At 47.3% G+C, this 23,382-nt stretch carries 19 protein-coding genes; 5 read left to right on the forward strand and 14 right to left on the reverse strand.

Features of this window, described 5'->3' with window-relative positions; all coding sequences use genetic code 11:
- Positions 1–63: 63 nt before the first annotated feature.
- From ACKU35_RS18790 to ACKU35_RS18800, 3 genes are all read left to right on the forward strand, one after another.
- Positions 64–2,532, forward strand: coding sequence for an ATP-binding protein (locus ACKU35_RS18790; RefSeq protein ID WP_319761765.1), 2,469 nt, complete (start codon positions 64–66; stop codon positions 2,530–2,532).
- A 121-nt stretch (positions 2,533–2,653) separates the two neighbouring features.
- Positions 2,654–3,037, forward strand: coding sequence for a pancreas/duodenum homeobox protein 1 (locus ACKU35_RS18795; RefSeq protein ID WP_319761767.1), 384 nt, complete (start codon positions 2,654–2,656; stop codon positions 3,035–3,037).
- 135 nt (positions 3,038–3,172) lie between these two features.
- On the forward strand, positions 3,173–4,261 hold the full coding sequence (locus ACKU35_RS18800; protein ID WP_319761769.1) for a tetratricopeptide repeat protein: 1,089 nt from the start codon (positions 3,173–3,175) through the stop codon (positions 4,259–4,261).
- Between the two features lie 11 nt (positions 4,262–4,272).
- On the opposite strand, the gene ACKU35_RS18805 is transcribed toward ACKU35_RS18800, so the two are convergent.
- A complete protein-coding gene (locus tag ACKU35_RS18805; protein WP_319761771.1) occupies positions 4,273–4,755 on the reverse strand; it encodes a methylated-DNA--[protein]-cysteine S-methyltransferase in 483 nt (160 codons plus the stop codon).
- A 126-nt stretch (positions 4,756–4,881) separates the two neighbouring features.
- Between ACKU35_RS18805 and ACKU35_RS18810 the strand changes: the two genes are divergently transcribed.
- On the forward strand, positions 4,882–5,181 hold the full coding sequence (locus tag ACKU35_RS18810; protein ID WP_319761773.1) for a putative quinol monooxygenase: 300 nt from the start codon (positions 4,882–4,884) through the stop codon (positions 5,179–5,181).
- Positions 5,182–5,223: 42 nt separating this feature from the next.
- Here ACKU35_RS18810 and ACKU35_RS18815 read toward each other — a convergent pair whose 3' ends face one another.
- The 13 genes from ACKU35_RS18815 to ACKU35_RS18875 form a co-directional block, all read right to left on the reverse strand.
- Positions 5,224–6,372 carry a multidrug effflux MFS transporter gene (locus tag ACKU35_RS18815; protein WP_319761775.1) on the reverse strand — a complete coding sequence of 383 codons (1,149 nt, stop codon included), beginning with the start codon at positions 6,370–6,372 and terminating at the stop codon, positions 5,224–5,226.
- Between the two features lie 207 nt (positions 6,373–6,579).
- The gene (locus tag ACKU35_RS18820) at positions 6,580–7,707 is read right to left on the reverse strand and encodes an ion channel (RefSeq protein WP_319765438.1); all 1,128 of its coding nucleotides are present in this window, start codon (positions 7,705–7,707) and stop codon (positions 6,580–6,582) included.
- A 50-nt stretch (positions 7,708–7,757) separates the two neighbouring features.
- Positions 7,758–8,405: a LysE family translocator gene (locus ACKU35_RS18825; protein WP_319761777.1), complete on the reverse strand. Its 648-nt coding sequence runs from the start codon at positions 8,403–8,405 to the stop codon at positions 7,758–7,760.
- A gap of 9 nt (positions 8,406–8,414) precedes the next feature.
- On the reverse strand, positions 8,415–10,148 hold the full coding sequence (locus ACKU35_RS18830; protein ID WP_319761779.1) for a bacteriohemerythrin: 1,734 nt from the start codon (positions 10,146–10,148) through the stop codon (positions 8,415–8,417).
- A gap of 485 nt (positions 10,149–10,633) precedes the next feature.
- Positions 10,634–11,680, reverse strand: coding sequence for an FAD:protein FMN transferase (locus ACKU35_RS18835; protein ID WP_319761781.1), 1,047 nt, complete (start codon positions 11,678–11,680; stop codon positions 10,634–10,636).
- Between the two features lie 10 nt (positions 11,681–11,690).
- A complete protein-coding gene (locus tag ACKU35_RS18840; protein ID WP_319761783.1) occupies positions 11,691–13,805 on the reverse strand; it encodes an RnfABCDGE type electron transport complex subunit B in 2,115 nt (704 codons plus the stop codon).
- A gap of 27 nt (positions 13,806–13,832) precedes the next feature.
- Positions 13,833–14,408: an RnfABCDGE type electron transport complex subunit A gene (locus ACKU35_RS18845; protein ID WP_319761785.1), complete on the reverse strand. Its 576-nt coding sequence runs from the start codon at positions 14,406–14,408 to the stop codon at positions 13,833–13,835.
- A gap of 14 nt (positions 14,409–14,422) precedes the next feature.
- Positions 14,423–15,109: an electron transport complex subunit E gene (locus ACKU35_RS18850; protein ID WP_319761787.1), complete on the reverse strand. Its 687-nt coding sequence runs from the start codon at positions 15,107–15,109 to the stop codon at positions 14,423–14,425.
- A gap of 8 nt (positions 15,110–15,117) precedes the next feature.
- Positions 15,118–15,687 carry an RnfABCDGE type electron transport complex subunit G gene (gene rnfG, locus ACKU35_RS18855; protein WP_319761789.1) on the reverse strand — a complete coding sequence of 190 codons (570 nt, stop codon included), beginning with the start codon at positions 15,685–15,687 and terminating at the stop codon, positions 15,118–15,120.
- 3 nt (positions 15,688–15,690) lie between these two features.
- Positions 15,691–16,662, reverse strand: a complete 972-nt coding sequence (locus ACKU35_RS18860; protein WP_319761791.1) for an RnfABCDGE type electron transport complex subunit D — start codon at positions 16,660–16,662, stop codon at positions 15,691–15,693.
- Between the two features lie 294 nt (positions 16,663–16,956).
- Positions 16,957–18,102, reverse strand: coding sequence for a 4Fe-4S dicluster domain-containing protein (locus ACKU35_RS18865; RefSeq protein WP_319761792.1), 1,146 nt, complete (start codon positions 18,100–18,102; stop codon positions 16,957–16,959).
- 5 nt (positions 18,103–18,107) lie between these two features.
- Positions 18,108–18,584, reverse strand: coding sequence for a cytochrome c3 family protein (locus ACKU35_RS18870; protein ID WP_319761794.1), 477 nt, complete (start codon positions 18,582–18,584; stop codon positions 18,108–18,110).
- An 803-nt stretch (positions 18,585–19,387) separates the two neighbouring features.
- The gene (locus tag ACKU35_RS18875; protein ID WP_319761795.1) at positions 19,388–21,694 is read right to left on the reverse strand and encodes a hypothetical protein; all 2,307 of its coding nucleotides are present in this window, start codon (positions 21,692–21,694) and stop codon (positions 19,388–19,390) included.
- A gap of 142 nt (positions 21,695–21,836) precedes the next feature.
- Here ACKU35_RS18875 and ACKU35_RS18880 point away from each other — a divergent pair, with 142 nt between their 5' ends.
- The gene (locus ACKU35_RS18880) at positions 21,837–23,156 is read left to right on the forward strand and encodes a M48 family metalloprotease (RefSeq protein WP_319761796.1); all 1,320 of its coding nucleotides are present in this window, start codon (positions 21,837–21,839) and stop codon (positions 23,154–23,156) included.
- Positions 23,157–23,382 lie beyond the last annotated feature (226 nt).

A 23,382-nucleotide genomic window follows, 5' to 3' on the forward strand; every position in this document is an offset into this window, starting at 1 on the left:
GTCTAATATTATATTTCAGTTCTAACTCCTGCACCTGTAACAGATTAAATCTTTTTTCTTTATATGAAAGAACAGCTGAACAGATCAAAGGTCGAACTAAAAAAAGCCCGTCGACAGGCAATTGATGCTGAAATAAACATCAAAGCTCTCCTTGATGCCAACACCCAGTCTATCCTCCTTCTTGAAAAGGATGGTTCGGTCATCCATGTCAACCGTACCGTAGCGGATATTTTAAATACAACCCCTGAAAAGCTGGTTGGGGAAAAGGTTTTCAACTACTTTTCTCCGGAATTGAGGGACTCACGCCTTAAACAATTTCAAAAAGTAATCGAAACCGGAAAGCCGGTTAAATTTCAGGATGAGAGAGACGGCAGAACCATCCTCCAATCACAATACCCCATCTTTGAAAATAATGAAGTCAGCCGGGTTGCCATATACGCAGAAGACATCACAAACATAATTGAAAAAGAAAAGGAACTTAAGAAAAGCAGACGTCTGCAGTCCGTACTCCTTCAAATCATAAGCCAGCCCAGCCAGACTGGAACCTTGGACGATTTGATGACTTCGATACACGATATCATGTTCAAGGAGCTGAAAGCCAAAAATTTCTTTATCGCACTGATTGACCGGGAACAGGAAAAACTTAATTTCACATATTGTGTTGATCAGGAAATCAACAATTACCCGCCAGTTGAAAATCTATATTCCGGCTCTCAAACCAGAATAAGCATGCTGCCCATCCTGAAAAACAAAATAGTCCGCCTGACCGGGGATGAAATAAAGGCTTCCATCGCGAACGGGCAGCTTGATATCGTGGGACGGATTCCCGCTATCTGGATCGGAGTTCCCCTGCGCATCCGCAACACCCCTATCGGAGCGCTTGTTATTCATGATTACGATGATCCCGAAGCTTTTTCAGATGATGACGTGCGGCTTTTTTCCGCCTGCTCTGAGCAAATAGCCCATGCCATTGAACGCAAAAAATTCGATACGGCCATAAAGGAAAGTGAGGAACTCTACAGAGCTTTTTTCGAGGATAATCATTCAGTAATGTTTATCGTTGACCCGGAAACAGGCAAGATTGAAGATGCGACCAATGCGGCGGCAAAATTTTACGGATACGCACGAGAGGAACTCAAAACAAAGACAGTCTACGACCTAAACCAATTGCCCAGGAAAAAAGTCACATCCAGAATGAAAAAGGCCGGGCAAACCGATTCTGCCTGCTTTATTTTTCAGCACAGCCTGGCCAATGGAGAAATAAGGGATGTTGAAGTCTTTTCCGGTCCCTTTCATTTCAAAGGCAAAACACGCATAATTTCAATAATCCACGATATCACCCAGCGGCTAAAGAATGAAATGGAGCTTTCCAAAGCCAAAGAATCCGCAATACAAGCCAATAAAACTAAAGACGAATTTCTAGCCAATATCAGCCATGAGATAAGGACTCCGCTAAATGGAGTCATGGGCATGCTGCAGGTAATGAGTGCTGATGACTTGAAGCCAGAGCACCAAGAATGCATAAACGTGGCCCTGCAATCCTCGCGAAACCTGCTGCGCGTGCTTGATGATATACTGGATCTTTCCAAAGTCGCAGTAGGCACCCTCGAACTCTACGAGGAACCTTTCTGCTTAAAGAATCTCCTTGCGGAAAGCGTGGAACTTTTCAGGCTTCAGGCGGACGCCAAGGGTATCGACCTATCATATTCCATTAGTCCCGAGGTGGAAGAATATTATCTGGGCGATGAAGGCCGCATGCGGCAAATTATTTTTAACCTGATGGGCAATTCCATAAAATTTACGGATAAAGGTTCGGTTTCGATAAAAGTGGATGCCGGCTTTAAGCCCACAGAAGACAAACAGAATCTGTCCTTCACTGTCACTGATACAGGAGTGGGCATACCGGAGAATTATCTCGAAAGCGTTTTTGAATCCTTTACACAGGTGGACGGTTCCCTTTCGCGTAAATACAAAGGAGTCGGTCTGGGATTATCTATCGTAAAAAGGCTTGTAGATCTGATGGGTGGTTCCATCAAAATTAAAAGCGCCGTGGGAGTGGGTACTGCGATCAGTTTTTCACTGACCTTCAAAATATCTGAACCAATCGAAGAAGATCAAAATATTGTATCAGAAATTCAAACCTCTTGTTCAAAACTAACTGTCATGCTTGTAGAAGATGAACAGGTTAATAGAATGATGGCCCGCAAGCTGCTTAGACGGATGGGCCATAATGTCATCTGTGCGAACAACGGAGCCCAGTGCCTCGAAATGCTGATTGATAACCACGAAATAGATGCTATTCTCATGGATATACAGATGCCCGTAATGGACGGCCTTGAAGCCACCCGTACCATCCGCACTTCACAGAATTTCATAAAAGTGCGCAATGTTCCCATCATCGCCCTCTCCGCTCACGCCAGCAAGGAAAGCAGATATTCGGCTCTGGCTGCCGGAGTGAATGACTATCTGTGTAAACCCTTTGAGATGACCGAACTGAAAAAGATACTGGCCGGATCAGTTTATTCAGGCTAGCGATTCTACCATAAATTCACTGAAAAGCTTCCCCTCAAGAGTTGACACGTCCGTTTTTTCGAAGCATTTAATATTGCTTAGCGAATCACTCAACTACTCAAACTAAATGACCGGAGTTATCATGACTCAATATGCTGATATTTTTAATCAGGAAATGATGAATACCCTCTTTCCAAAAGACAGAGCGGACCAGTTCTTTGAAGCCCTTTTCGGGGATGCGGAAGAAGGCAGCTATGACATTTCACTGGCTTATACCGGAGCCAACGAAAACACTATCCACTTTGAACTTCAACTCCACGAGCGTCCGGGCTGCTGTCTGGCTTGCAACCTTACCTATGGCCTGCCGCAGGTTTTCTCCCGCCACCCGATCATTAATATACAGGGTGTAGCGCAAAAGATAAGCGCAGCTGTCGGCAAACCTGATAATGTAAGCTGGGAATTAGGCGTAACACAGCAGAAAAGCAAAGAACTACATGTGATTCCTCTTGTGATCAGTCTGAGTTAGAGTCCAATGACCTATAATAATCAGGTTCGTTTTCTTTCTAAATAGATAATAACACAATGAAACAGAAATTCTGTTGAATCAAGCCTGACGAAAAGGTATCATCTTCTAATAGATTAACCATTTCGGGAGCGGGGAATGCTTGAAGAGCTGCGATACGGTATTTTTTCCAATAATTCTACACACATCTCTAACGACAGACTGACTTTGGTCGGGTTAGGTGCGTCTAATATATATGTTTATTCCAAATGGGATAAAGCTGTAGACGCATTACAAAACGGAGATATCGACGTAGCACTGGTAGATGAATCAATTAATAATTCTTCAGGTGCGGAGTGCGTAAAGGAATTGCGTCGGCACGCCACGCGCTCACTTCCAATGATCATGGTCACTGAAGATAAACGTAAAGAATCCGTTCTTAACTCTATCGCTGCCGGCGTCGGTGGTTATGTCCTGCGCCCTTACAGCATGGAAACGCTCAAGCGACATCTTTTCGCTGCGTATATGAGCGCCTCTCCGGACGAGATAGAACAGGAACTGCTTAACTCTTCATGGGACCTTGTCGCCAACGGCAGTTTTGATGAAGCCATCGACAGCTTTTCCGAAATCATTGAAGAAGTTGCTGAAGCGGATAAGAATCCCGCAGAAGAATATTTCGATAAGGGCCTTAATTTTCTATCACAGGAAAAATTCGGCAAGGCCATCATTGCCTTCAACAAAGCTATCGCCCTTAATGAGATGTACGCCGAAGCATATAAAGGCATGGCTGATGCTTACAAAGGCAAAGGAGATATGGACAGCTATCAGGATTACCTGACCAAAGCTGCCGACATATATGCTGTGCAGGACAACCTTGATAACGTTAAGGAATTGTTCATTGAAATCATCCAGAACGAACCTGATGCCGTAAACCCCTTCAACCGGCTTGGAGTCAAGCTGAGAAAGGACGGCGATTATCAGGGAGCCATCAGAGCCTATCATCAGGCCTGCACCTTCACTCCAAACGACGCCAATCTTTATTACAACATGGCCCGTGCGTACACTTACGCCAAAGACTTTGAAAGCGCTTTAAACTACACAGAACTCAGCTTGCGCCTCGATTCCAGCCTTGAACCGTCAAAGTCGCTTCATAGTCAGATTGTGAAAATGCTTGAAAAACAGCGCAAAGAGGCCCCTGAGCAGGAAGAGAGGCCCAAAGTCACAATTGATGACGAATTTGAGGAATAATTTACATCCTCTTACATAGATTTTTCATGTTCTAATATTTTCAGCTTGGTTTTCACACCGTATGCGAATCCACCAGGACCGCCATTTGCGGCAATAACTCTGTGGCATGGAATGATGAGAGGGATAGGATTTTTGCTGTTAGCGAAGCCTACAGCCCGACTCGCTTTTTCATTACCCAGAGCCGCCGCAACTTCTTTGTAGGATCTTGTCTCTCCGCATGGAATCCTGCACAATTCAGCCCAGACTTTTTTCTGAAAATCCGTACCCTGTGGGTTTAATTTTACATCGAAACGGGATCGATTACCGGCTGCGAATTCCTCAATTTGCTTTCGTACATCGGCAAAGAATTCATCATTACGCTCCCAGTCCGGCTTGATTTTGAAAGCACGCTGCCCTTCGGTGATCTGCATATGCAGATGAGACAGGCCCTGCGCGTTACCGACGAGAATTATCTCACAAAAAGAAGTCATAAATCTTGTGTGGTAAACGATCATACGGATTTTCCTCCAAAGGATAGGACAGGGATTAAATTTAATTTCATCCAAATGGTTGATCTTTGTTATGCAGAACTTACTTACAAAAACATTACCTTTAATTCAAACATTCAATTCGGAGAGAACATGCTAATCGTAACCGCTAAAATTCATGCCGCAGAAGGAAAAGAGCAGGAACTTGAAACCGTCTTGCGCGAGCTGGTCAAAGACACCGCCAAAGAAGAGGGATCAGTCGAATACAGGCTGCACCGCGTTGTGGACACTCCCGGTACATTCAGATTTATTGAAAAATTTAAGGATCAGGACGCATTCGACGTTCATTCCAATTCCGAGCATTTTAAAAAATTCGTCTCAAAAGTCGAAGACCTTACCGCAGGGGAAGGAGAATTTGAAAGACTGGAATTACTAGATTCCATTCCGGAATAAAAAAAAACCGATGTCCTTACAGACATCGGTTTTTTGTTGATATTAAGCTCTTGCCCTGCGGCCCATCCAGAAAAGTGAAAGCAATGGAATCGCCCCGCTGATAACCCCCATCCTGCCGATCATATGAATCTTTGATGCCCAGCCAAAAGAGATAAACTGCATCGCTGCCGCTCCCAGAATAAAATACGAAAAGGTAAGCAGAGCCGAAGCCACGCCGATATCCTTGTCCACAGTCTCAAGGATCATATGATTACTGATCGGTCTGCTGACTCCGATGGAAAAAGTCATCAGGAGCATAGGCACGGCAAATGTGTACACCGAACCGCTTGAAAACAGAATACCGAGACTTGCCAGTAAAACCCCGGAAAGTGAAACTTTCAGGATAGCCATGGATGAATAGCCCACACAAAGGCGCGAACAGGTAAAGGATCCGACCATGAATCCTATGGCGTTTAATCCGAAAAACACGGCGTATTGCTGCTCAGTCATTCCGTAGTCGCGAATATAAATATCCGCTGATCCGGCCAGAAAACCGAAAAAACCAACTCCTATAACAGAAAAGGCAAAGCAGTAGGTGGTGAACTCAATATTTTTGAGCACCACAAGATAGCGGGAAAGCATGACCCCGACTCCGCCCGTAGTCTTTTCAAAATCAGAATCCTTAAACACAACTGTTCCGTAAAAAGCCAGCGAAGCAAGAAAGGCCTGGCAACCAAAAATCCATTTCCACGACAAAAATTTCAGCATAAAACTGCCCAGCAGAGGGGCAAGCATTGGGCATAAAGGGATAATTACCCCAATGTAAGCCAGAACTTTCTGCCGCTCTACTCCGGTGTATAGATCCTTTGCCAGTGCCATACCCAGAGCTGCTGCGGACGCTGCGCCGCAGGCCTGTATAATACGGGCAGTAACCAGAAACCAAATGTTGGTAGAAAGAACGCAAAGAACACTTCCCAGCACATAGATCCCGACTCCGCACATGAGCACGGGTTTACGGCCGAATTTATCGGACAACGGACCGTAAATGAGCATAAAAAAGCTGAAAAGTATAAAGAAGAGCACCAGCGACAAGTTCACTTCGGCGAGGGAAATACCCCACTGCTCCTGAATTGTGGGCAGAGCCGGAAGATACATGTCTGTAGACAGGGCGGGAAAAGCCGCCAGCATGGTAATAAAAAGGAAATTAGGCATAATTATACTATTGTTAAATGAATAAAAAAAAGGGGGATCAGCTCAGGGGAAATATTATCAGGGAGAAATCGCGAGTAGAAATAGATCCTAAGACAGGCGAGGGATATTATATACGGATGAAAGTGAGGTCAACCTGTATTCAACCAACATTTAGCCTTTAACAGCTCTGTCAGCTATAATACTCGATCAGCTTACAGCAAAAAGGAATTACAGATGTTCGGCATAATAAAGACCTTCGGTACAGCCGAAGACTTCGTTCAGCTGATTCACACTCCGCCCGGAAGTAAGAACGATCAGGTAGTCTCCAGCCCGCACCTGTAAAGAAAAAGGCGGCAACTTGTTCAATTCCTGCCCCTGCTCTCTTTTCTGGCTGACACCTATCGCGAGCACATTGAAAGACTCACGCAGGTCGTTAAAAATATCTCCATAGCTCACACCGTCAAATTTGCTGCCTTCCTTGATGTAATACTGCTGCACATCATAATCCTTATTCTCCGAAGCGGATGAAAGGATATCTTCATTAAAGAGGGCAACACTGGGTTCAAATATATAGCTGGCTACAATTTTGGATGATATGTCATTCCGGCAGATGGTGAAGCTGACCCCGGCGCTGGTGAATGTTTCCTTCAACTCGGAATTATCAATAGTGGCAACAAAAGAAAGGTGAGGATGATATTTCTTAGCGTTGAGTACAAACACAAGATTCTTCGTGTCATCACCGAGGTTGGGCATGAGGGAGACTGCTTCTGCCGCATTGGCCTTTTTCAGGCATTCACGGCAGTTCATATCGGAAAAAATAACAAAGACCTGCTCACGCGAAAAACTGTCGTAAATAAATTCAATATGATCTTTGTTATCGGTAACAATACAGACTTTTTTCCCGGCATGGACCAACTGGGTTACAACATCCTCTGAAAATTCGTTCCAGCCCACAATAACCACGTGGTTGGTAAAACCCGTTCCGTCAAAACCCATTTTACGTCTCTCCGCCAAAACCTGAATGTGTTCGGTAAGCCTACCGATGAAATAACCGAGTATCCCGATACTGCCCAGCACCATGACCATGGAAATTATTTTCCCGGCAATAGAAGTAGGGTAAAGATCCCCGTAACCCACTGTGGTCAGGGTAACCAGCGAATACCAGAAGGCATCAAAGAGAGTCTTAATATTGGAGCTCTCGCAGGCTGATTCAAAATAATAGATAAGCAGAATGGTCAGCAGATAGACAACCAATCCCGCCCATAAAAAATATGTACCCTTCTTCATGATGTCTTTTAGCATTTTAAGAAATACATAACAATGCCGCCCGCTGGCATCGTAAATAATAAAAAAAATCCGGGAAACATCCCGGACTGTCTGTCAAAAAAATAAAGATGGAAATGGAGCTACCCGGTAAAAAAGATCAACCCGCCGAGCAGAAAAAGGATTAGTCCCGTAATCCTGTTTATTGTGCCCACATGCTTCCCGTAAACACTCTGTACTATTGAGGTATTCAAAAAAAACACAAACAGTCCCCAACCGAAAAGCGCCTCGAATATTATGACTGATCCGTAAACTACTTTCTCACCGAACCCGGCATCAGGTCCGACTAACTGCATGAATACACTAAGAATAAACAAAGTCACTTTCGGGTTGAGCAGATTACAAAAAAGGCCGTCTTTCAAGCCCTGAGCAAAACTAACCCCGGTGAGATCACCACCTTCTTCTGCAAAGTCTACCACGCCGGTATCTGTAAAGCACCGGTAACCTATGTAAAGCAGATAAAAAGATCCAGCGTAACGCAATCCATTATAAATAAGAGAATGGCTCTTAAGCAGAATAGCAAGCCCCAGCACGGACAGACTCACGTGAACCGTTAACCCGAGGCAGACGCCGAGTACACACCCGTATGCCGCCGGAGCGCCCCGGAAGAATCCACGTCCTGTTCCTTGCGAAACGGTTCCCGCATGATGGATCAGCAGCATCATGTCCGGTCCCGGACTCATGCGGGCCAGGAAACATATCGCCAGCAGTGTGAAGACTGTTTCGAGCATTGAAACTTATTACCTTATCCCGTGACTGTTCATGAAAGGGCTGTATTTGCGATCCTCGCCCTGAATATGCTCTACCAGCCAATCTTTCAAAAATCTCATCACATCCATTGTTACTTTGGCCTTGCCGCTGATCAGCGCGGACTCAAATTCAAGGACCTGATTTACAAACTCCTCGTGCAATTTCTTATGCTCGGGAGTCTGCGGATAGCCGATGCGGTCAAAAAGTTTTTCTTCGGTCGTGAAGTGATCCACAGTGTAGTTCTTCAATTCTTCCACAAGCTGCTTCATCACTCTATCGGAAGCACGCTGACGCATGGCTTTGTGTAAGCCGTTGATCATGCCCACCAATTTTTTGTGCTGCACGTCAATAGCCCGGACATTCACGGAAAAAGCTTTATCGCTCCAAGTGACCAGCTCATCACCGGAAGCCGAATCAAGGTTACCGTCGGACATTCCGCCGATAAGCGAATCCAGTTCCTGAACAAGGCTTGAAACCTCAATCAGTATCTGGCGCGCTTCGTCCATCTCCGCTGCTGTTTCCTGCGCTACGCGGGTTACATCAGATACCGCAAAGTTAATCTCATCACTGGTGGCGGATTGCTGCTCTGAGGCTGTGGCTATGGATTCAACCTGCTCGGATGTGGCTTCAATGATAGTAACTATTTCCTGCATGTACTTACCGGATTCCACCGCTTTCTCGGTACCAGCTGTTATATCTTCCGCTGCGCGGTCTACAGAGGCAACGTTGGTCTGGGCATGCTGCTGAATATCGGTAATGGCTTCGCCAACTTCCTTGGTGGCGTCCATGGTTTTCTCGGCCAGCTTACGGACTTCATCAGCTACAACAGCGAATCCGCGTCCGGCCTCCCCGGCTCTTGCTGCCTCAATGGCTGCGTTCAGTGCCAGCAGGTTGGTCTGGTCCGCGATGTCATTAATCACGTTAATGACCCGGTCGATATTCTCAGCCCGTTCACCAAGCTGACTCATGGTTTGTTTAAGAGAAAGGACCTCCCCTTCAACCTTCTTAATAGCTTCAACTGAAGCATGAACACCGCGCGCACCGGTTGCTGCGTTATCGCGTGACTGCTCCGCATTCCCTGCGGCAAGAGAGGCATTGCGAGCGACCTCGGCAACAGTTGCGTTCATTTCTTCCATCGCGGTTGCCGTCTCGGTCATCCGGTCACGCTGAATTTCAACTCCCTCGCCGACTTTCTCAATTCGTGTAGTGAGGTCATTAATATCAGAAAAAATACGTTCGGAAGAATTACCGGCCTTATGGGCCACCTTACGCATGGAATCGATAAGCTGTCTTGTTTCGGCTTCCTTTACCTGACTGCCCCGCAGAGCTTCATCAGTTTCCTCAGCCTTACGCTTAGCATCTTTACTCATGGACTCAGCCTTTTGGTTGGCCTCAGCCAGACTTGCCACCATAGAACAAAGGGCGAGCTTAAGCTCTTCCAGCTCATACATATAAGTAAGGGAGCATTCGTTTGTGACCTTACCTTTCTGGACATCTACAGCAAAATCTCTCAAATTCTGAATAGGTGAAATAACGTTACGGCTGATGCTGTAAACGATAAATGCGGTCAGCAGCAAACTCACTGCAACACCGCTGATAACTATATTGAAAAATAAAGATCCCAGTGTAAATTCCGGGCAGAAAGCCATCAGAATCAGGCCGATAATTGCGGGAACAAAGCCGAGAACAAGCACCGAAAATTTAAGACGGGTAGAAATATTCATTATAAAGTATTCCATCGGTTGGTTTGAAAGGAAACGCATCTTAGCGTGAGCGAATTGATTTGTAATAAGAATCTATCGAATAATAACGAACAGGTAAAGCGGCACCAATCATCTACTTTAAAATTTAACACCTCTGTAAAACCGGAAGCTATGATTTAATATCTTCGTCTTACGTGAAATAACAAAGTACCGCTAACCAGTAACTTTTAAACCTTAAAAATACCCAAAAAAAAGACACGGTCCGGAAGAGTGAGCTCCCGGACCGGTCTTCTTTCATGGGGACGAGGTGAATCCCATGTATGAGTACATCGAATTTCTGAATTACTGCGTTGTTGCCCTGAGCAGTCAAAAGCTTCCGTTCCAAACAAACTGATGTCATCTGAAACAGCACCATGGCCGCCCCTTGCAGTGCGCCGGAAACCTTTCATTTAGGAGGTATTATTCAATTTCCAGCATCAGAATCGACACTTTATATCAGTATATCTTTAAATCCCGACCAGAGCATCCCAGTTTCGGGAAAACATCTTTGCACCGGATAAACCGGAGATCAGGCATTCACTTTTTTTCTGTTCATTAATAAATCGCAGACCACTTTCAAAATTCATGACGAAAGCGGAAGTGGAAAGCGCGTCAGCTTCCATTACCGATGGAGCCACAACCGAAAGTCCGGCACCAACATGCGGAGCGAAAACGGTTTTAGGTATAGCTTCATCCTGCCGGTACCCCTCGGCATCAAAATAAAACTCACTGCCGTAAGATGTGGCGACAGCAGAATCTTTAAGTTTGATCACTGCCGAATAGCCACCCTGACTGGAAGGCTTATCGATGGGGACTAGCCACGACTGTCCGGGAGCACGTTCACCCCGGGCACGAATATCCCCGCCAGCGCAGATAAGATGGTTTTCAATCCCATTGTCTACCAGAATATCCGAAGCACGATCAACGATGTATCCGCGACCGATGCCGTCGAGAGTCACCGCCATAAAACGTCTGTCAAAACTGATTTCACTTTCGGAAACGTGGATCATATCGGAACCGACAAGAGCCAGCGCATCGTCAAAATCACTTTGATTGAGCTTCACCTGCCCCTTGGAATCGCAGTTATTCTGCATCATTTCCAGTACAGGCAGGACCGAGGAATCGAAAGCTCCTCCGGATCGGTGGCAATAAGACTTTGCTTTGACCATTACTTCGAAAAGCTCAGGAGCCACATCACAAAGTCTGCCTGTTTCATTGAGCTGCGAAACAGGACTGCCGGACCGGTGGCGATCGAAGATAGCGGAAAGACGTTCGATCTCGTTGAAGGCCAGGGCTACAGCTTTTTCCGCTGCATCTTTAGACAGATGCAAAGCGACGATGGAAACCTGGGTCCCCATGAGAAAGCGGGTCGCGCTGAATTTGTGACGCCTGTCACCTATGTGCAGGGTCTCAGCCAGTTTTGTTGCCGCTCCGAGGGGGTGGGCTAAAAAAGCCGCCCGTGATCCCAGCCCTTCAAATGATTTGGCGAATGAACGCCTGACCGCTTTTTGCATTAGTTACAGCCTAACCCTTGCCCAGTTCACTGAACTTCTGCACATCTGAATCCTGTGCGTATTCCGCACCGGCTTCAGCATCGTAACAGGTCAGTCCGCAACGCAGACAACGGCTGCTTTCTTTGCGGGCAGCTTCGTAGACTATTGACCCTTTAACTTCCTCTTTAAAAGTGGACCTGCGTTCCTCCACAGAAATCTCGGGAACATTAATTCTCGGGATAGTGTAGGTAACATCCATATTTTTAAGGATAGATTCAGGGATAACACGCAGTTGCGGATTCTTCGGTTCAGGAATTTCACCCTGAGTCACGAAATGATGAATGCCGCGAGCTGCCATACGTCCGTCGGCTACAGCCTGAATGATGATGGACCGTCCGGTATGCAGTTCTCCGCCCACAAATACATTGGGCATGCTGGTCTGCATGGAGGTCTTGTCACAATCAATGCCGCCGGTCTTTTTATTGAGCTTGAAGGGAATTTTGCCTTCCGCATCAGTGAACGGGGTCATATCGGGCACACGGTCAGTGGCAATGACAACCAAATCAGCATCAATAATCTGCTCAGTGCCTTCAACGGGCAAAGGTTCTCCGAGAGCCTTTTTAGGATCTTTGTACTGAACTTCAATATATTCTACACCGGTGACCTTACCCTGCTCAGCTATGAAGCGGGAGGGGCTGGTCAAAAAGAGCAACTCGGCTCCCAGTTCTAAAGCACGCTGAACCTCATTTTTATTCGCGGACATCTTACGCTGGATGCATCCGACAAGTGAGGTTACCTCGCAACCCAGACGTTCAGCGCTGCGCACTACATCCATGGCTGTGTTGGTATCACCGATTACAACGACTTTCTTGTCTTTAAGATCGGTAATGGACTTACCCACTTCTTCAAGAAAAGCGACCGCGTCCATAACGCCTTCGGCATTTGCGTTCTCAACTTCAAGAGCAGGAACTTTCCACGCTCCGGTTGCAATGAAAACAGCTTCAAAACCGTCGCGTTCAAGGGATTCAAAAGTCACATCCTTACCGAATTCAACACCGTTCTTAACCTCGACGCCGAGATCAAGAATAGTCTGAACTTCCCAGTCAACAACCTTGGACGGCAGACGGTATTCAGGGATGACACCCTTCATCATACCACCGGTCTGCTCACGCTTTTCAAAGATCACAGGTTCATGACCGATGCGACGCAGGAAGTACGCTGCGGAAAGACCGGCAGGACCGGCGCCGATAATAGCGACTTTGTGCCCGGAAAGCGGGTTGCAGGTAAGATTAACACGACTACCGGAATTCATTTCCCAGTCGGCAACGAAACGATGCAGGGTGTGGATGGCCACACCTTCGTCGGCAATATTGCGACGGCAGATTGTTTCGCAGGGAGCGGGACAGAGACGGCCGACAGCCAGCGGCAGCGGATTGCGTTCCTTCATGGTCAGCAATGCTCCGCGCATATCACCGTTTCTCATCTGATTGATATATGTACGAACGTCGATCTGGGCCGGGCATTTCTGCATGCAGGGAGCCAGACAATCGTCGATTTGATTGAGATGGAGCAGGTCCATGGTCATACCACTCACGCGGATAGCTCCGGTGGGGCAGACTTCAGCGCACTTACCGCATGAAACACATGCGTTCATGTCTACAACCGGCACGCCTTCATCATTGAGACGGATGGCATCGAAACCGCAGACCTTTACGCAGGAACCAAGCCCGAGACAACCGAGACCGCAGGATTTTTCACCGCCGTAAAGCAAAGCTTCGGCACGGCAATCCTCAACACCTTCATACTCGAAGAGCAGGTTTGCACGGGCGCCGCCGGTGCAGATATTATTAGCAACCTTGGGTTCCTTGAAGCTGGCCTCAAGACCCATGATGGCCGCGATATTTTCGGCAATCTCAGGACCGCCAGCCACGCAGATTTCCGGGGCGGCATCGCCTTTGACGATTGCGCCCGCAGCTGCGCTGCAACCGGGGTATCCGCATCCTCCGCAGTTTGCGCCGGGAAAGCATCCTTCAACTTCTGCAATACGGGGATCTTCCTCCACATGCAGGATTTTGGATGCGGCAGCCAGAATGGCTGCGGCGGTTAGTCCGAGCAGGAACAGGACCAGAATAGAAGAAGTAACCATAACTATATATTCTCCTTGCTTAACCTGTTAGGCAGCCATGCCTTTAAAGGCGAAAAAGACCAAAGACATTATCCCCGCCATGATCAGCGCGATGGGAACGCCTCTGAAAACATTCGGAACCGGAGCAACATCAAGACGCTCACGAATGGACGAGATAATGACCAGCGCGATGAGAAAACCGATACCGGAAGCGAGTCCGAACATGACGGATTTTACAAATGAATATCCGTTACGCTGGACCATGATCGCAACACCGAGCACTGCGCAGTTGGTAGTGATCAAGGGCAGAAAGAGCCCCAGTGATTTATACAAAGGCGGAATGACCTTTTTAAGGAACATCTCGACAAACTGTACAAGCGAGGCAATGACCAGAATAAAAACGATGGTCTGCAGGTACTCAATTCCGTTGGGAATGAGTATGTAATGGTGCAGAGGCCAGGTAATGGCCGTGGCCATCATAATAACAAAGATAACTGCTCCGCCCATACCCATGGCAACATCTGTGGACTTGGAGGTTCCCATGAAGGGACATGCGCCAAGGTACTGAACCAGTACGATGTTGTTGATAAAAATGGCGGAGATAAAAAGCAGAAAGTATTCCATTTTAGCTCTCTCCCCTATTTATCCTTAAGATTTTCGATTCCACCGCAGGCACCGCAATGAGCGCAGGCGGAATTCATTACATCCGGTGGGGTCTCACCACGTTTACGGCTCTGGTATCTGTTGAAGGCATTCATACCCGCAAGGATTACACCCAGACCGATAAACGCGCCGGGAGCCATGACCATCAGACCGGCGGGATGAAATGATTCCCACATGACCTGAGTACCGAACACGGTACCGCTGCCGAGGATTTCACGAACAGCACCGAGGAAAGTCAGGGACAAGGTAAAACCGATTCCCATGCCGAGAGCATCAGCAATGGAGAGCACTACCCCGTTCTTGGAAGCGAATGCTTCGGCACGCCCGAGGATCAGGCAGTTAACAACAATAAGCGGGACGAATATGCCCAGCTTCTGGTAAAGCGGATAAACGTACGCCTGCATAAGCAGCTCAACCATAACAACAAGTGACGCGGTGATGACGATAAAACAGGCGATACGTACTTTCGCGGGGATTATTTTTCTGATGCTGGAAATGAGCAGGTTGGACATGGTCAGAACAAAAACAACCGCCATTCCCATACCCAGACCGTTCTCCGCAGTGGAAGTTACAGCCAGTGTGGGGCACAGGCCGAGGAGCACCCTGAAAGGAGGGAGTTCGGCCCAGAGTCCTTTTGCAAATTCTTTTACTAAACGGCTCATGGTTTCTCCTAGGAATTCTTCCAGATATTGGTGATCTCAGGTTTGATAGACTGGTAGACCCCGATAGCCTTGCGCACGGCGTCCACAGTACCCACGGAAGAGTAAGTAGCCCCGGCAACGGAATCGATATCTCCGCCCCTGGACGTAATCTGCATGGAATCCAGTCCGTGTTCCTTGAACCTGTCGGTGAAAGACGTCTTCGTTACCTTGGTACCGAGACCGGGGGTCTCAGTCTGGGTGGTGATGCCGATTCCGAGCAGCTCGTCTTTATTAACATCAAAACCGACCATTACACCGATATCGCCGGAATAACCGGGAGCAAATGTTTCGAGAGCGACGCCGACCAGCTTGCCGTCCTTAATAGCCGGGAAGACTGTCACGTCTTTAATTTTAACACGCTCCTTGATGGGATCGTTATCGCGATTTTTCAGCACGGAAAGCAAAGCCGGGCCCTGTACATAGGTCAGAACCTGCTGCTCAATCTGGGATTTGGTGGCCTGTTTAAGGTTTACCAGTACCGCTCCGGAAGTGGCGCAGATGATGGAAAGGACCACAATCATATGAATTATTTCGCGCATGGCTTACTTGCCTCCGAAAGGTTTGGGACGCACGCGGTCCAGCAGGGGGGTAAGCAGGTTTGCCACCATGATGGCAAAGGGCACACCGTCAGGATAAATTCCGTAAACCCGGATAATAATGACCATGGTCCCGGCGATCAGGCCGAAAAGAACCTGCGGAATAATTCCCACCGGGCTGGAAGAAACATCGGGAGCAAGAAAAAATGCTCCGAACATGACTGATCCGGTCAGCAGATGGAAAAGCGGATTGGCGTAGACTTCAGGATTGATCATCCAGAAGATGGAAGCTGTGACAGTCACACCCACGAGAAAAGCTGCGGGGATAAAAGCCCTAACCCATCCGGTTGCGATGAGGAAAATACCGCCGGCCAGAACAGCGATGATCTGGGACGCCCCCAGTCCGCCAAGCTGCTTGCCGAGGAAGAGGTCCATGTAGTTGAATTGATCAAGACTGCCGAGACCGAAATGCTTGAGCTGGTCCAAAGGCGCGTTGATCATGAAGTTGGCGAGATTAAGATCGATATCCATGGCAGCAGGCCATGAGAGACGACAGAAAGCCCATGCAACCAGAGGCGCGCAAACGGGATTGGAACCAAAACCGCCGAAAACGGTACGTCCTAGAACAATTGTTACCGCCGCTCCGCAGGCCACCATCCACCATGCTGCACCGGCGGGCAGCAGAAAGGCGAAAAGAATACCTTCGTATAGCGCAGTGTAGTTATCTACATTTACGTCCCGTTCCTGCACCTTGAGGCAGATGGCCTCGGTGATAACGGCAACGGCACCGGCAATACCCACAGTCGTAAGCGCGGGCAGGCCGTACATATTGAAAGCCATGAACAGTGCGGGGACCAGAGCCAGAAGATGAAACTGCATCATCTTCTCCAAGGTACGCTTGCCACGCCAGTGCGGGGCAGGCGAAACCGTGAGTCTGACCGCAATGTCGGACATTGCTTTAATTACTGGAGGAGTCATATTTTAAACCTTGAAATTTGTATGTTTAACCGCAAATCCGGCTGAGTCCTGTATGATTGTTCAATCAAGTTTTAATGCCTTCGGATCCCTAACATGGATCTCTCTGAGAGCTTAAACCCTTTTGCAAAAGGGTTTAAGAATCCCAAAATCTCTTATCAGGCTTCGCTATAGTAGCGAAGTATTGTCATGGGTTTCGATTTAAACCAAAACTTAAACATCATGGATTCCAAAAGTGCATAGCCCCTTTGGCCGCCGGAGGCGAAATCAAATCATCAAAAGCGCCAAGCGCCTCACCTATACCTGCTCTGCCTGACCGCTGCCCAGAAGCTGATCCTTGGCAAAGCGGATATACTGCAGAATGGGTCTCCTGACCGTACAGTTGAAGGAGCAGAGGCCGCATTCAAAACAGCTGTGCAGATTGTGCTTTTCCGCCATTTCAAACATCTCGTACTCGGCGTAGCGGCTGAGCATATTCGGCTGGATTCGTGCCGGACAGCTGAGCACACACTCTCCACAGTTGATGCAGGTTGCGTCTTCAATGGAAGGAAAAGTACCGGCGGGAATCACGAACAGACCGTAATCGCCCTTCTTTACACCTTCATCGAGGCTGTAAATAGCCTCACCGCGAAACGGGCCGTCAAGAACCACCTTATCTCCGGACTGAACTTCAATCCCCAGTTCAGCAAAGATATGACGCACCGGGGTTCCGAAGAGTACCCGGTAGTTATTTTCGCCAATGGTCATGATGGTATCAGTAACAGGCATACCGGTCTCGAACACGCGGCCGAGATTGTACAGATCCATCACACTGATCACCTTGGTGTTATCGGGAAATTCCTTTCCGGTAACTTTTTTGACTACAAGGGCATCAAGTGAGTGGGGATATTTAGGTTTGACAAAGACACGCTCTGCCCCGTTGATTTCATATGAAGAACCTGCAGCTACAGCCAAAACGGTATGCGCAGGTTTGATCATGGATTCCGCAAAACGGAGGCCGGCCTCAATAGTCTCTTTCTCATCCTTGAGCAACTGCTCGGCAACAGATATGCCAGGCTCGGGATTCAGACCGTTGATAACCAGATTCTCGGCATGGGAAGAAAGAACAGCAACGTTAACACCGAGCTCCTGCAGGGTTTTCAGCAGTTCTTTTCCTGGCACCATGGATTTAATGTCGACAGGCTCGACACTTTCCGTTCCACCGTCTGATTTAATGGTCAGGTGGTGATAGTTGACCTTGGTGGCCTTACCGGAAAGAGCGGCACTGCAAGCCGCGCCGTATTTTGACGGACGCTCGGCAAGCAGCTCACCGGCCGCAAGTTTCTGGCCTTTTTTAATTTTCAGAATCTTGTTGCGCATGGAGATATTAAGCTCCGCAGGCGCGGTGATGTCTGAAATAGTCTTCTGAACATCTGATTCGAGGGAATAATGTATTTTAAGCATGAGACCTACCTCGCATGGCATTCGTAACAGGAATCTTCACCGTAAGGGCCTCCATCACTTTCGTGACATCCCATGCACTGAGTATGAAAAGCCTCTGCCCGCAAGGGGATGCTTTCAGTATCAGGCTTATCCTCATCTGCGAGGGGGCCGGTAGGAACATCATCGTGACAACGCAGACACGCTTCCTCACTCGGGAAATTCTTCTGGTGTTCAGTCCTGAACTTGTCATCGAACGCTGTAGGATGACAGTTACCGCAAGCGATAGGCCGGTCCTGACCTATATCGTCATGATGACAGTCGGCACATTCGTAACCATACTCATCAACATGATCAAAATGAGCAAAAATAACCCTGCCGCCACTGTTATCCAGAACAACACGGGCCGGGTTTTCCTGCACTGCGGGCGGGAAAAGAAATCCGGCAACTGCCGCAACGGACAAGACAGCAACAATTAAAGTTATTGGGATATATCTGTTCTTCAACGGATCAATCCTTAAAATTAGAAAGATTCAAGATTAAGGCGCTAAGGCCGGAAACCACCGATTAGAAGCAATACCTAAATGCATCAATTTGCAGTTTCATCCTCCGGTAATCTTTAAATAGTGTATGGAACCCTCTATCCACAGCCTCAAGAAAGATTAATTCTACCGACAGTCATTCCTTCTCCAGCTTTTTGGGGGAAAGCTATTTGAGAAAGAACGCACAAACATAAAGTGATTGGTCAATCATTCAACTTTAATTTCGGAGTAACCCTTTCCAAAAAAAACTTCTTGGGTCAAGCACAAAAGGCCTTTTGAGCCAAGCAAGTTAAGAAAACTCAAGAGCTGAACACCTAGCAAAAAAGCTACGCAAATATCAGTTACAACTGATTATTCATTCAACATTCAAAAGAGAGCAAGTACCGTACCACTAATTTATAAAACTATGCCTTAATAATTACTTTAACCACTCAAGGTCTTGGAATACTGAGGATAAGAAAAAAAGGATAAAAAAGAATAAAAAAGATTATAATTTTCTAGTTGGAAAAAGAACCTGCCGCCTTTGTTCTTTTTGGCACAAAGTCTGAAAAACAGGAGTCCGTTATTTCAGACAAGCCATGCTGAGAGGGCGGAATACGGGGAGAGAAGCCCCGTCGGAGGTATTGCAACAATGTCCATTTTTCAAGACACCTGCATATTTAGAGTATACCCTGTGGTAACTTTATAATTTTATTTCAATAAGTTACGAAACAGTCGAACAAAAAAAGCAATCAGACGGGATTTTATCACTTCACAGGAAAAAAATTTTAAAGCACGACCTTTGCCCTAAGAGCACGCATGCCATGTACCCCCTGCATATCTTCCAGCACTAAGTTTTCCACTTCACCTGAGATATACCCCTTATCGGAAAGGTACTCAAAGTAACTGGAATACTCCCGCCATTCTTTATCCTGTGTGTAGATAACTGACAGCATACCCGGCTGGGTCAGCCTTTCACCGGTGCCAAGGACAGTGGACTTATCGATACGTTTCTTAATAATTTCGTAGCGGATATTGTAGCTTCCCTCGACCTCGAATCTTTTTTCATCTACCCGGAAAAGTATCGTCAACGGGGAGGAATGAACCAGCACCAGCGGGGAGCAGCTAAGCGGCACCTTCAGCTGCGGCAAGAGTGATTCAGTCAGGCGGACCATTTCGCACATTTTGATTAACTGCCAGACCCGAAGATTCTTGAGCTGAACATCATCGAACTTAAAATCTCGGACCATGGATTCGCCGACATAAATATTATACTCCACCCCATCGGTACGATATTTTTCAAAATAGTGGGGAAAAATATTCTGTGCCCTTACTTCTTCCTGATCCAGAAAAGCAGTCAGGGATATATTCAGCAGGGATACGGAATCCTCGTAATCCCTGCGTCGCTGATAGATAACTCCCATGCCGGGATTCATCGCCTTGAAATAATCATCAATTTTGGAACTGTATTTTTCCGATGTTTCACGCAGATAGCTGAAAAATGGCTCCACCCGCTCTTGCAGAAATTCGATGATTTTGATTTCGTCACCGGAATTCAGACCTTCGCGCACAGAACCGGCGTAACGGTTTAAGGTCGCGAAATAATAGTCGGCAATGGGGATGGTCCGCCTACGGTAAATTTCACTCAAAGTCTGGGAAGCAAGATCCAGTTGCTTGAGGAGATCAGCCTGAATGGCCAGATTGCGTTCCTCCGAAGAACTTCGGATATCCATGCTTCCGTACAGAGGGTAAACATCCTTGAAAACAATATCGTGAAAACGCTTTTCACCGAATTTATAGGTCTCCTTGCTGTCACGGAGGAAATCATAAGCCGCCTCTTCAAAACGCCATGAAACGCTGGGATGAATGGCCGTGCAATAATCCTTGATTACACCGTCCACACGGGATTCAAGCCTGTTCATTTCCCGGCGAACGGCAACACTCAGGATGGGAAAAAGCTCAGCCAGCTTACGTGCCGAGTTGGCGCTGATCATATCCTTTGTATCGGAAACAAGCTCCAGCACCGCGATTACCCGGTCCTCCTCCATCAATGGCATAAGCCCCAGACTGCGCGCCCCGCTCCGGTAAAGATACTCAATAACACCATCCTGCCCGTCGCATTGCAAAATCTCGGGAATAAAATATGGCTCAGCTGTCCTGAAAACATGTTCATACATTTCTTCCAGAAGTCCGGCCGTCTTTCCGGGGTAATCATGAAGTACACTGCGCTGCAATGTCTCCGCACTCCCCTGTGTCACTCTGTAACGCAGCACAAAACCGGTCCGCAGATCCTTCACTTTAAGTATTGAGCGTAGACGGTGGGTTATGCTTTTGATGCTGTCATTTTGGCGTAGGACCCCGCTTTCAACCAGATCCGACTTAAGCTGCGATATATTTTCCTTTTCCGTTACTTCATGAAAACTTACTGTAATCAAGCCCTTGAAAACAACACCGTCAAGAGGCATCAGCTTTTCAAGGGTTTCGCGATCACGCATGATCAAAAGCCGGGAAAATTGTTTGCGGTCAAGGATATCAAGACCACCGGCTTCCACGTCCACAAATCGAAAGGAATAATCAGCCAGAAAATATCGGTCTACCTTATCATGAGAATTAGGCATTTTCATGATGACCTCAACCATTTCATGATCCAGCTGATAATAAATATCGAAAAGCATGGTGTAGGCAAAAAGCAGGTTTTCACTGTATAAATCGCTTAAGCGCATCATCAGGCTTTCGCTCAATTCCAGCTCAATGCCCGGTTCCTCGAACATTTTCTTATATCTGGCTGTGGAGAAAAAATGATCGTGGGTAAAGGGAGCCTGTGCTTTGCCTATACATTCTTCATCTTCTAAATGAGGAAAAACCAGCCGCATGAGGAAATTTATTTCTTCGGCATAGTTCTGCATAACTTCAGCAGTAGCGACACCGGAAAGACCTTCAATCCCTTTCAGTGATTCCAATATCTTACCGATCTGCCTGCTATACGGGTTGCCGGTTTCAGCCATCATGGAGCGGGCCTTGCGGAGCAAAGGTTCAAAACTTAGTTCAGCAACAAAAGGCATTGCTGCATATGCTTTCATGGCTTCATCGCGCATAGTTATTCTCCGGTTTTATTAATGCTATATTAATATATATCATTCAATGCCGTAAGGAAAGCATTGCCGCACGAAAGGAGAAACTGTTGCCAAAGAATCTACGCGGATATATATTTATGGTATCGCAAATTTAGGAGAAGACATGATCCCTAACAAAAAAGGACATATATCCAGAAGGCAGGCGATTAAACTCGCAGCGGGAGGAACTCTCGGTATTTTGAGCGGTTGCGCTATCAATCCTGTGACAGGGCAGCAGCAATTGATGCTGGTTTCACAGCAGCAGGAAATACAAATAGACCGCCAGAATTCTCCCCACCAATTCTCAGCTGACTACGGTGCCGTGCAGGACAACATGGTCAATGACTACATCAGCAAGGTAGGTCTGTCCCTTTCCTCCAGCAGCCACAGACCGGATATGCCCTACTCCTTCCGCTGTGTGAACGCCACCTACGTCAACGCATATGCTTTTCCCGGCGGAAGCATTGCCTGTACCCGAGGCATTCTTATTACCCTTGAGAATGAAGCGGAACTGGCCGCGCTCATGGGGCATGAAATAGGGCACGTTAATGCCCGGCACACAGCGTCACGTATGAGTTCTGCCATTGCGATACAGGGAATAGTCGCCATCGGCGTCGGAATTGCGGCCACGCAGGACAGCAGTCTTGTTCCGCTGGCCGCCGGACTTGGCGGAATCGGTGCCGGGATGCTTTTAGCAAGCTATTCCCGGTCAGACGAAAGGCAGGCGGACAGTCTGGGAATGGAATACATGGACAACGTGGGATACGACCCTGAAGGCATGGTCGGATTGATGGAAGAGCTGAATAAACTGCACAAGGATAAGCCCTCTTTCGTACAGCAGATGTTCGCCTCCCATCCAATGAGCTCTGAACGATACGACACAGCTGTACGCAAAAGGGATACTGTATACGCAGGAAGTAAAGGAAAACTCCTGCGTGAACGCTATATGGACAACATCGCCCCAATCCGCAAAATCAAACCGGCAATTGTCGAAATGCAGAAAGGCGAAGGAGCCATGCGCATAAAAAGCTACAATGAGGCTGAAGATCATTTTTCAAAAGCCCTGCGCATTGCTCCCGATGATTATGCTGCACTGCTGCTCATGTCCAAATGTCAGCTGGCGCAGGGCAATGCCCGAAAAGGACTGCAATACGCCCAGCGGGCAAAAAAACGCTACCCGCAGGAAGCTCAGGCCCTACACATGACCGGGATGCTTAGTCTGGAAAATCGCAAGTTCAGACAGGCTCTCTACAATTTTGATGAATATGAGAAGATGCTGCCCGGCAATCCCATGACCACCTTTTTCAAGGGAGTTTCATACGAAGCCCTTGGCAACCGGGATATGGCTGCTAATGAATATTACCGTTTCCTCAAGAGTAACAATCAGGGAGACTACGCAAAGCATGCATATGACAGGCTCACCGGGTGGGGGTATCTGCAATAAAGAGCACGCCGCAATATTGTTCCCCCTTCTCCAAAAACCATCCTATATATAAGTCATGAAGCTGACAGAGTGAGTTTACATTAAACACCACACAGAAGCTGTATCCATGGCAAAAAAACTATATCTAAAAATCTACAACATTATATTGACTACTTACCCTTCCATAACTAGTAGTTTCACCAATTCTATGCTTTTCTCTTTGGGAAAAACACTGAGTAACAAGCCT

This window comes from Maridesulfovibrio sp. (genome assembly GCF_963676065.1).
Classification (GTDB): Bacteria; Desulfobacterota; Desulfovibrionia; order Desulfovibrionales; family Desulfovibrionaceae; genus Maridesulfovibrio.

Bases quoted from the DNA above. Each gene is read 5' to 3' on its own strand.
- ACKU35_RS18875 (WP_319761795.1), bottom strand. From the start codon at position 21,694: ATGCGCGATGAAGCCATGAAAGCATATGCAGCAATGCCTTTTGTTGCT.
- ACKU35_RS18795 (WP_319761767.1), top strand. From the start codon at position 2,654: ATGACTCAATATGCTGATATTTTTAATCAGGAAATGATGAATACCCTC.
- ACKU35_RS18805 (WP_319761771.1), bottom strand. From the start codon at position 4,755: ATGATCGTTTACCACACAAGATTTATGACTTCTTTTTGTGAGATAATT.
- ACKU35_RS18880 (WP_319761796.1), top strand. From the start codon at position 21,837: ATGATCCCTAACAAAAAAGGACATATATCCAGAAGGCAGGCGATTAAA.
- ACKU35_RS18865 (WP_319761792.1), bottom strand. From the start codon at position 18,102: ATGCTTAAAATACATTATTCCCTCGAATCAGATGTTCAGAAGACTATT.
- ACKU35_RS18850 (WP_319761787.1), bottom strand. From the start codon at position 15,109: ATGAGCCGTTTAGTAAAAGAATTTGCAAAAGGACTCTGGGCCGAACTC.
- ACKU35_RS18845 (WP_319761785.1), bottom strand. From the start codon at position 14,408: ATGGAATACTTTCTGCTTTTTATCTCCGCCATTTTTATCAACAACATC.
- ACKU35_RS18800 (WP_319761769.1), top strand. From the start codon at position 3,173: ATGCTTGAAGAGCTGCGATACGGTATTTTTTCCAATAATTCTACACAC.
- ACKU35_RS18815 (WP_319761775.1), bottom strand. From the start codon at position 6,372: ATGCCTAATTTCCTTTTTATTACCATGCTGGCGGCTTTTCCCGCCCTG.
- rnfG (WP_319761789.1), bottom strand. From the start codon at position 15,687: ATGCGCGAAATAATTCATATGATTGTGGTCCTTTCCATCATCTGCGCC.
- ACKU35_RS18860 (WP_319761791.1), bottom strand. From the start codon at position 16,662: ATGACTCCTCCAGTAATTAAAGCAATGTCCGACATTGCGGTCAGACTC.
- ACKU35_RS18840 (WP_319761783.1), bottom strand. From the start codon at position 13,805: ATGGTTACTTCTTCTATTCTGGTCCTGTTCCTGCTCGGACTAACCGCC.
- ACKU35_RS18810 (WP_319761773.1), top strand. From the start codon at position 4,882: ATGCTAATCGTAACCGCTAAAATTCATGCCGCAGAAGGAAAAGAGCAG.
- ACKU35_RS18830 (WP_319761779.1), bottom strand. From the start codon at position 10,148: ATGAATATTTCTACCCGTCTTAAATTTTCGGTGCTTGTTCTCGGCTTT.
- ACKU35_RS18825 (WP_319761777.1), bottom strand. From the start codon at position 8,405: ATGCTCGAAACAGTCTTCACACTGCTGGCGATATGTTTCCTGGCCCGC.
- ACKU35_RS18835 (WP_319761781.1), bottom strand. From the start codon at position 11,680: ATGCAAAAAGCGGTCAGGCGTTCATTCGCCAAATCATTTGAAGGGCTG.
- ACKU35_RS18790 (WP_319761765.1), top strand. From the start codon at position 64: ATGAAAGAACAGCTGAACAGATCAAAGGTCGAACTAAAAAAAGCCCGT.